The sequence below is a fragment of the Actinoplanes siamensis genome, assembly GCF_016862395.1.
Lineage (GTDB): Bacteria > Actinomycetota > Actinomycetes > Mycobacteriales > Micromonosporaceae > Actinoplanes > Actinoplanes siamensis.
The window spans coordinates 1-7,817 of sequence record NZ_BOMW01000074.1; the positions used below are offsets into that span (position 1 = coordinate 1).

Annotated in this window: 7 protein-coding genes; 3 read left to right on the plus strand and 4 right to left on the minus strand. The window is 71.2% G+C overall.

Annotated elements, in window-relative coordinates; translation table 11 throughout:
- The 4 genes from Asi03nite_RS32835 to Asi03nite_RS32850 form a co-directional block, all read right to left on the minus strand.
- Positions 1–2,998: P-loop domain-containing protein (locus tag Asi03nite_RS32835; RefSeq protein WP_203684404.1), on the minus strand; the 2,998-nt coding region annotated here is incomplete at its 3' end.
- Positions 2,999–3,063: 65 nt separating this feature from the next.
- Positions 3,064–3,537, minus strand: coding sequence for a chromosome partitioning protein (locus Asi03nite_RS32840; protein ID WP_239103093.1), 474 nt, complete (start codon positions 3,535–3,537; stop codon positions 3,064–3,066).
- A gap of 472 nt (positions 3,538–4,009) precedes the next feature.
- Positions 4,010–4,987 carry a prolyl aminopeptidase gene (gene pip / locus Asi03nite_RS32845; RefSeq protein ID WP_203684405.1) on the minus strand — a complete coding sequence of 326 codons (978 nt, stop codon included), beginning with the start codon at positions 4,985–4,987 and terminating at the stop codon, positions 4,010–4,012.
- A 299-nt stretch (positions 4,988–5,286) separates the two neighbouring features.
- Positions 5,287–6,072, minus strand: a complete 786-nt coding sequence (locus Asi03nite_RS32850) for a hypothetical protein (RefSeq protein ID WP_203684406.1) — start codon at positions 6,070–6,072, stop codon at positions 5,287–5,289.
- Between the two features lie 411 nt (positions 6,073–6,483).
- Between Asi03nite_RS32850 and Asi03nite_RS32855 the strand changes: the two genes are divergently transcribed.
- The 3 genes from Asi03nite_RS32855 to Asi03nite_RS32865 all read left to right on the plus strand — a co-directional run.
- Positions 6,484–6,705 carry a hypothetical protein gene (locus Asi03nite_RS32855; protein ID WP_203684407.1) on the plus strand — a complete coding sequence of 74 codons (222 nt, stop codon included), beginning with the start codon at positions 6,484–6,486 and terminating at the stop codon, positions 6,703–6,705.
- Between the two features lie 331 nt (positions 6,706–7,036).
- Positions 7,037–7,480, plus strand: coding sequence for a hypothetical protein (locus Asi03nite_RS32860; protein ID WP_203684408.1), 444 nt, complete (start codon positions 7,037–7,039; stop codon positions 7,478–7,480).
- Positions 7,477–7,817 (plus strand): transcriptional regulator (locus Asi03nite_RS32865; protein WP_203684409.1); only part of this gene is annotated, 341 nt, incomplete at its 3' end. The genes Asi03nite_RS32860 and Asi03nite_RS32865, both read left to right, overlap by 4 nt.

The following is a 7,817-nucleotide window of genomic DNA, read 5'->3' on the forward strand; positions in this document are numbered from 1 at the left end:
CCAGCGCCCGTGCCCGCTGGTCCGGGTTGGTGACCGAGCGGGTGATGATCTCGGCCTGCTCGGCGAGATGCTGGGCCCGGTCATGGTCGCCGGCGGCGGCGAGCGCCCCGGCCACCGCGGCCAGCGCCTGTGCCCGCTGATTCGGAGTGGTGATCGAGCGGGCCACGGTCTCGGCGCGGTCGTGGTCGCCGGCGGCAATGGCGCCCCTGGCCACCGCGAGCAGCGCCCATGCTTGCCGGCCCGGGTCGGTGACCGAGCGCGCCATGGTCTCGGCCTGCTCGGCGAGGCGCCGACCTCCGTCGTGGTCGTCGGCGGCGGCAAGTGCCCCGGCCACCGCGGCCAGCGCCTGTGCCTGCTGATGCGAGAAGGTGGTCAAGCGGGCCGCGGTCTCGGCCTGCTCGGCGAGGCGCCGACCCCCATCCTCGTCGCCGGCGGCGACAACCGCCCCGGCCACCTCGGCCAGCGCCCGCGCCTGCTGATACCGGTCGATGACCGAGCGGGCCACGGTCTCGGCCTGCTCGGCGAGGCGCCGGGCGCCGTCGTGGTCGCCAGCGGTGACAAGCGCCTTGGCCGCCGCGGCCAGCGCCTCTGCCTGCTGATACGGGACGGCAATCGAGCGAGCTACCCTCTCGGCCTGGTCATATTCGCTGGCGATGGCGAGCACCCCGGCCACCGCGGTCAATGCCTGTGCCTGTTGATACCACTCCTTGATCGAGCGGGCCACGGTCTCGGCCCGGTCATATTCGCCGGCGACGGCGAACGCCCAGGCCGCCGCGGCCAACGCCTGTGCCTGCCAGTATGAGTCGGTGAGCCAGCGGGTCATGATCTCGGCCTGCTCGGCGAGGCGCCGGGCCCCATCCTGGTCGCCGGCGGCCACAAGCGCCCCGACCACCGCGGCCAGCGCCCGTGCCTGCTGATACGAGTCCGTGATCGAGCGGGCTACCGTCTCGGCCCGGTCGTGGTCGCCGGCGGCGACGAGCGTCTCGGCCACCGCGATCAATGCCTGTGCCTGTTGATAGCAGTCCTTGATCGAGCGCGCCACGGTCTCGGCCCGGTCGTGGTCGCCGGCGGCAATGACCGCCCTGGCCACCGCGAGCAGCGCCCATGCCTGCCGGTCCGGGTCGGTGACCGAGCGGGCCACGGTCTCGGCCTGCTCGGCGAGGCGCCGGCTCTCGTCCTGGTCGCCGGCAACGGCAATCGCCTCGGCTGCTGCGGCCAGCGCTTCTGCCTGCCGGTCCGGATCGGTGACCGAGCGGGCCACGGTCTCCGCCTGCTCGGCGAGGCGCCGGCCCCCGTCGTGGTCGCCGGCGGCGACGATCACCCTGGACGCTGCGGCTAGCGCCTGCACCTGGTGATACGGGGTGGTGATCGAGCGGGCGAGGGCTTGCGCCCGGTCGTGGTAGCCGGCGGCGGCGAGCGCCTCGGCCACCGCGGTCAAGGTCTCTGTCTGCTGGTACAGGATGGTGGTCGAGCGGGCCATGGTCTCGGCCTGCTCGGCGAGGCGCCGTGCCCCATCCTGGTCGCCGGCGGCGGCGAGCGCCCTGGCCACCGCGGCCAGCGCCTGTACCCGCCCGTACCGGGTGATCATCGAGCGGGCGAGGGCTTCGGCTCGGGCGGGTTGTCCGAGGGTGACCCAGACGGCGGGCAGGGCGGCGGGGATGTGGCTGTTGCGGTCGGTGAGGTCGGTGCGGCGGATGCACAGCCGCAGCATCGCTTCCAGATCGGGTTCCGGGCTGGCCAGGACGAGGTTTTGGCAGGTGGTGATCTCGGCGAGGGCGGCGACGTCGCCGCCGGACAGATCCAGCATCCGGTCGTGGCGCTGCGGATCGGTGGCCAACTCGACCAGCCTCGGCACGTCGCCGGTGGTGGCCAGCATGCGAGGGTAGCCGCGCAGCAGATACTCCGGGGTGCCTTCCGGCCACGGCGGGCGGCCGTCGGTGGGGGCGCGGTAGGTGCCGGCCCAGGCGTGCAGGCTGGCGCGGTAGCCGGTCAGCCGGGGTTCACCGATGTAGCCGGTAGCGGCTTGCTGCAGGTCCTCGTGGCCGAGCAGATACACCTCGGGCCCGCTGTCCGGATCCCATTCGGCGGTGCGGCGGGTGAAGGTCCGCCCGACCACGGTGTGCAACACGTCCTCGATCTCGACCAGCTCAGCCCCGGTCAGCTCCCGCAGATCAGGCCCGGACAGGCCACCACGCGCGGCGGTGAGCAGGCCGAGCAGGTCCCGCTCGACCGGGCTGCCTTTGAGCAGGCGTTTGAGCTCGACCTGGCCGCGACGCTGCAAATCCTGCGCGTATGCCGACGCGGACAGCCGGCGCACGATGCCCGGATCACGCAGCGGATGCCAGTGCGGCACGTCATCGGGGATCGGCGGGTTCGGCCGCCCCGCCACGATCACCCGCATCCCGGCCGGCGGGTCACCCGGGAGCAACCCGGCGATACTGTGCGCGTGGACGCCGCTGGCCGTGCTGCGATCCTCGTCCAAGCCGTCGACCAGCAACACCAGCCGCACGTGCCGCTGCCGGCAGGCCTCGGCCGCCTGGGCGAGCAGGTCCAGCAGCCACGCCTCCCGCAACCCCTCATCGGTCACCGCGGGCGGCTGCTCGCCGGTCAACGCGGTCAGCTGCTCGGTCACCGCCGCGACGAACGCCGCCCTCGTGTCCTGCCCGGCCAGCCGGGCGGTGATGAAGAAGGCCACCACCTGCACCCGCGAACGGACCTCATCCGGTGGACGCAGCACGAACGTCGACAACAACGCCGACTTACCGGCCCACGGGCCGGCCTGCCACCACACGTACGGACCCCGATGCTCCTGCAGGCAGAACCCGGCCAACTCGGCCAACTCCGTATCCCGGTCCCGCAGCTGAGGCGGGGCGATCCGGCGGACCTGTGCCAGATAGGCCGACCGAGCCGCTACCAGCGGCCCTGCCCCGGACAGGAACACGTTCACCGTCCGGGCCGCGCCGATCCCGACGCCGCCCCGCTCGCCATGCCCCAACATCCCCGCCTCGGGCGTGGCCTGCCACCCCGGCACCCCGTCAGAAGCGCCGCCGTCACCGGGTCCGGTCAGTGGCCAGACCGACCCGGCTGCCGAGGGTCCGGCTCCTCCCGCTGCCGACGGCCGATATTCACGGTGCCGGCCTGCCCGATCGCCGTCGCGTCGTCGTACGCGGTCGCGGTCACGTCACCGGTGAACACCGCCGACCCCGGCGCGGCCAAAACCTGCGTACCGGCCGTCCGTTCCGCCTGCCGCAGCTGCTCCAGCAGATCAGTCACCGTCTTGGCGAACGTCTCGTCCCGGCGCGCCGCCGCAGCCACCGCCAACTCGACCTGCTGCCGGGTCAACTCACTGACCTGCCCCGACTCACTCGCCGCTTCCTCGGCCAAATCGTCCTGCACCGGCCCACCCAGCCGCGACAGGACAAGGTCGTGCAACCGGTCCGCGCCCGCGTCGATCGCCGCGTCCACCGTCTCATCCGCCCGGCCAGCAGCCTTGCGGGCCTTACGCACCGCCCACGCGATCACCATCCCGGCGACCACCGACGCCTCCACCACCGGCACGAGCCTTACCGCCTCCCCGGGCACCCCGCCACTTGGACACCGCCCACACCACCCTAACGACCCACTCACACCCCACGCTGCCGCAGCATCTGCGCCAACATCGCCCGCACCGACGAGCACGCCACCCAGATCGAGGACGCGGCAGCCGAGCTCCGCGCCCGAGCCAGCTCGCCGCCGCTGCCCGAGCCGCTCGCCGATCGGCTACGAAAGAAGGCCGGTCACCTGGCTCAACTCGCCGCCGAGCACCGTACTTCCCGCATCACCGCCGATCGTCGATGAAATCGAATCGGCTCTGACTCACTCTCGGTGGACTCGTCACGAGTGGCGACGATCCACCGGGAGCCGACCGCGCGTTGTATGCCCCACCCGGGGATGCGGAATGTCTGCTCACACCCAGTGCCGTCAATGAGCTGTCTGCCTCGGCTGCCGGACTCGCACACAGGATCCGATGTTATTGACGATCGACGGCGCGGTAGGAGGCGCCGAACCGGTCCAGGGCGTCGATGACCACGTCGCCGACGCCTCGTCCGGTGCCGTGGCCGGCCTCGTCGATCAGCTCCAGCCGCGCGTCGGGCCAGAGCTTGGACAGTCGCCACGGGACGTCGACCGGGCTGCCGAGATCGAGCCGGCCGTGCACAAGCACACCGGGTATGCCAGCGAGACGGCCCGCACCCGCCATCAGCTCGCCGTCGGCGAACCAGCCGTCGTGCGCCCAGTAGTGGGTAACGAGGCGGGTGAAGGTCATCCGGAACGCCGGGTCCTCGTACCGGGGGTCGGGCCGGCTGCCGGGCACATTGGAGACCAGCGCGTCCTCCCAGGCGCACCAGGCGCGGGCGGCCCGGTCCCGCACGCTCTCCTCGGGGTCGGCCAGCAGCCGGGCGTACGCGGCGGGCAGGTTGCCGTCGCGTCCGGCCGCAGGCACCGCGTCGCGGAACCGCTCCCACTGCTCCGGGAAGATCCGGCCGAGGTGGCGGGTGATCCAGCGGTGCTCGGCGGGGGTGCTCGTGACGACACTGAACAGCACCATCTCGGTGACCCGGTCGGGGTGGCGTTGCGCGTAGCCCAAGGCGAGCGCGCTGCCCCACGACCCGCCGAGCAGCAACCACCGGTCGATCCCCAGGTGCGTACGCAGCTTCTCGATGTCGGCCAGCAGGTGCGGCATGGTGTTGGTCGACAGGTCGGTGCCGATGTCGCCCGCGTCCGGTGTACTGCGCCCGCACCCGCGCTGGTCGAACAGGACCACCCGGTACACCGCCGGGTCGAAGAACCGCCGCCAGTAGGGGACGGCGCCCGACCCGGGCCCGCCGTGCAGCACCAGGGCCGGCTTGCCGTGCGGGTTGCCGCAGCTCTCCCAGTAGACGAGGTGACCGTCACCAACGTCGAGCATGCCGCGCGCAAATGGTTCGATCTCGGAATACAGTCGGCTCATCCCGTTGATCCAACCGTCCCGCCTCTTGCCGTGCATCCGCTTTGTCTGCCGCAGCGGTTGCCGCTCTCCGCGCCCTGGCTGCTGGTCCGCTGCGTGACCGCCTTGCCTATCCGAGGGGCGCTGGAAAGCGTACGGGCCAGGCCGAGTTGGACCGGCTGCGTTGGCGTGCCTTTGGTGAGAAGTGCCGTCAACGGTGTGGCGAGGTCGCGAGGCGAGAACAGTTCAGGGCCGGCGGGCCATGGTCGTGCTCGCCTCGGCCGGCGGGAACACCGTGCCCGCGACGTCCCGGCCAGTCACCCTCACGACTCGGTGACGATGGTCCAGGAGGCCCGCGGTCGGTACTCGGTCCCCGTGCGCTTGCTCGGAGCCCGCTTGTCGGTGCTGTCCCAGGACGCGGTGACCCGGTAGTTGACCGGCGAGACACCGCCGGTCAGCGTCGGAGCGGTGAAACTGCTGTACAACCCACCCGCGGTTCCCACCGCCCCTCGGACGAACCCGAGATTCGTCGGGGTATCGGTCGTCGGGTAGAACTGCGCCTCGCCGGTGATGGTGAAGGTGCCCCTCGTCGTGTCCGGGATGACACCCTCTTGCTGGATGATCGAGGTCAGCCCGAAGGTGTCGGCGCCGCCGTCGGACACCGTCCCGTCGGCCCCGACCTGCCACAACTCCCAGTACTCGGTCACGGTGGCGTCCGCGTTGCCTCCGCTGCCGGCGACGTAGGCGTCCAGTGCGGCCCCGTTGAGAGCCTGCCAGCCCTGCCCGTCGAAGCGCTCCACGTCGAACCTCCGCGTCACCCGCTGCACGATGACGCCCTGCTGCGCGTTGGCGACCGCCCATTCTCGTACGCGCGAGAAGTAACCGCAGGAGCCCTCCTCGTTCTCCGCGGTCACGACCGGGGCGCTCAACGCGACGGTACCGGTGGCCGGGGCCCGCTGGAGGAGCATGGCGTTCACCGCCGCGTTGCCGGCGCTGCGCTGCAACGCGAGGATCTGCGCCGCCGAGGACGACAGTCGCTCCTGCTCGGGTCGGGTCGGGCGGGCTGCCACGCCGGTGCGGGTCGGGGTGGACAGGACTCGATCGGGCATCCTGCCTGTCTAGCAGCTCGGGATCCCTGCCGAAAGGTACGGAAGGGCACACCTCCGGACAGCGTGCCGGCGTGCCCTCAATGCCGGGCGGGCAGGTTCACCGTGGCGTCATCTGCGGCAGGACGGGGCCGAGGATGGTCGTGACGCCCATGGTCATCAGAGTGAGCCACCGCGCCGACACTGCGGACAAGCCACACCGGACAGTGGCTGCCCGAAAAATCCGACGGGCACTGGGCGCCGGATCGGCTGGCGGGTCGGGACGCCTTGACTCCCGGCCGCAGCTTCAGCCAGGCGTAAGCGGTAACTGTGGACACCGCCGGACAATCGCCGGTCGATGGTGGATGAGCGGCCGCGCCACGCTGTCAGGGTTGCAGGTCGGGCCGGTTGCGCCGGCCGCCGCGGCGCCAGATCATGCCGATCTGCTTCGAGCGCGGCCCGTCGTTCCTCCGGCAGTTGGCCGAGGTGGAATTGCTTGCGCCGCGCCTCACCGGCCGGCCCCCCGCGCAGCTTCCGCGCCCTCCTGCAGAAGGAGACGCCATGGAGCAACTGATGTTCAAGGACGACCAACAGTTCTTGTTCGAGACCCTGCGCAACCTCGGCCTGGCCGTGCGACCATCCACCGTGACGGGCTGACCTTTCGGCCGGACCGGGAGAACGCGATCGGTCCCGTCCTGGACTTCCTCATCGAGGACCCAGGCGTCGATCCCGCCCGCATCGCGCTGCTCGGCGTCGGTCTCGGCGGCTACCTCGCGCCCCGCGCGGCAGCCCATGAGCCGCGCCTGGCAGCCATCGTCGGCCTCGACGGTGTCTTCGACGCCGCCTCCGCCCTGACCACGTACCTCGCGCTACCGCACGACGAATCCGTCCGGCGCGGCAGCTCGAGAGACGACTGTTGCCTCGCAGGAAAGGTTGTGCAATAGTTGCCTCATCGGCAAAACTTGCCCGTCAGGAAGGAATGGTTCGCATGGACGCCACCGAGGCCGCGCAGGCCCTCACCCAGATCAACGAGCGCCAGCAGCAGACCTTGCGCCAAGGCACCCCTCGCCAACTCCCGGCCTGGTTCAACTTCGGTTCGGCGGCGGCCCTGGTACTGACCTCGGCCAGTCACGACGTGGCTGGATGGATGGGTACCGGGATGTCTCTGACCGCCCTCGTTGCCCTGATCAGCCTTGCCTTCGCGCTAGAACGCTTCACCGGCGTGCGGCTACGCCTGTCCGCCCAGCGCTGGACTCCAACGGTTCTATTCGGCATCGTCGTGCTCACCACGCTCATCGGCGTCGGCACACTGCTGCGCCTGTACGACGTCCCCGCCGACGGCACCCTCGCAGGAATCGCCGCCGCCCTGGTATGGCTCGCCGCCATAAAGCCCGCCCAAGCCGCCGCAAGCACCCCCCGGAATCCGGCATGACCAGCGCCCGCCCGGCCGGCTTCAACGAACTGCTGCACTTCCCAGTCCGGCTCTCGCTCGTGTCTCTGCTCGCTCCCGCCGCACACGCCGACTTCAGTTACCTCCGCGAAGCCACCGGGCTCAGTGACTCCGCCCTCAGCAAACAACTGGCAACCCTGCAAGACGCCGGCTATGTCGAAGTACGCCGTACCGGTCGCCGCGCCACCGCGCGACTGACTGACACCGGCCGCAACGCCCTGAACCAACATGCCCAAGCCCTACGGGCCCTGCTCGGCCAGGCCCTCGACTCCACCCCGTCCGGCGAAACAACCGCGGTGAAAACCGGGAACGCTCCGGG

What these genes read in the sequence shown, in the direction of transcription:
- pip (WP_203684405.1), bottom strand. Translation starts at nt 4,987, where the DNA reads ATGAGCCGACTGTATTCCGAGATCGAACCATTTGCGCGCGGCATGCTC.
- Asi03nite_RS32850 (WP_203684406.1), bottom strand. Translation starts at nt 6,072, where the DNA reads ATGCCCGATCGAGTCCTGTCCACCCCGACCCGCACCGGCGTGGCAGCC.
- Asi03nite_RS32855 (WP_203684407.1), top strand. Translation starts at nt 6,484, where the DNA reads ATGCCGATCTGCTTCGAGCGCGGCCCGTCGTTCCTCCGGCAGTTGGCC.
- Asi03nite_RS32860 (WP_203684408.1), top strand. Translation starts at nt 7,037, where the DNA reads ATGGACGCCACCGAGGCCGCGCAGGCCCTCACCCAGATCAACGAGCGC.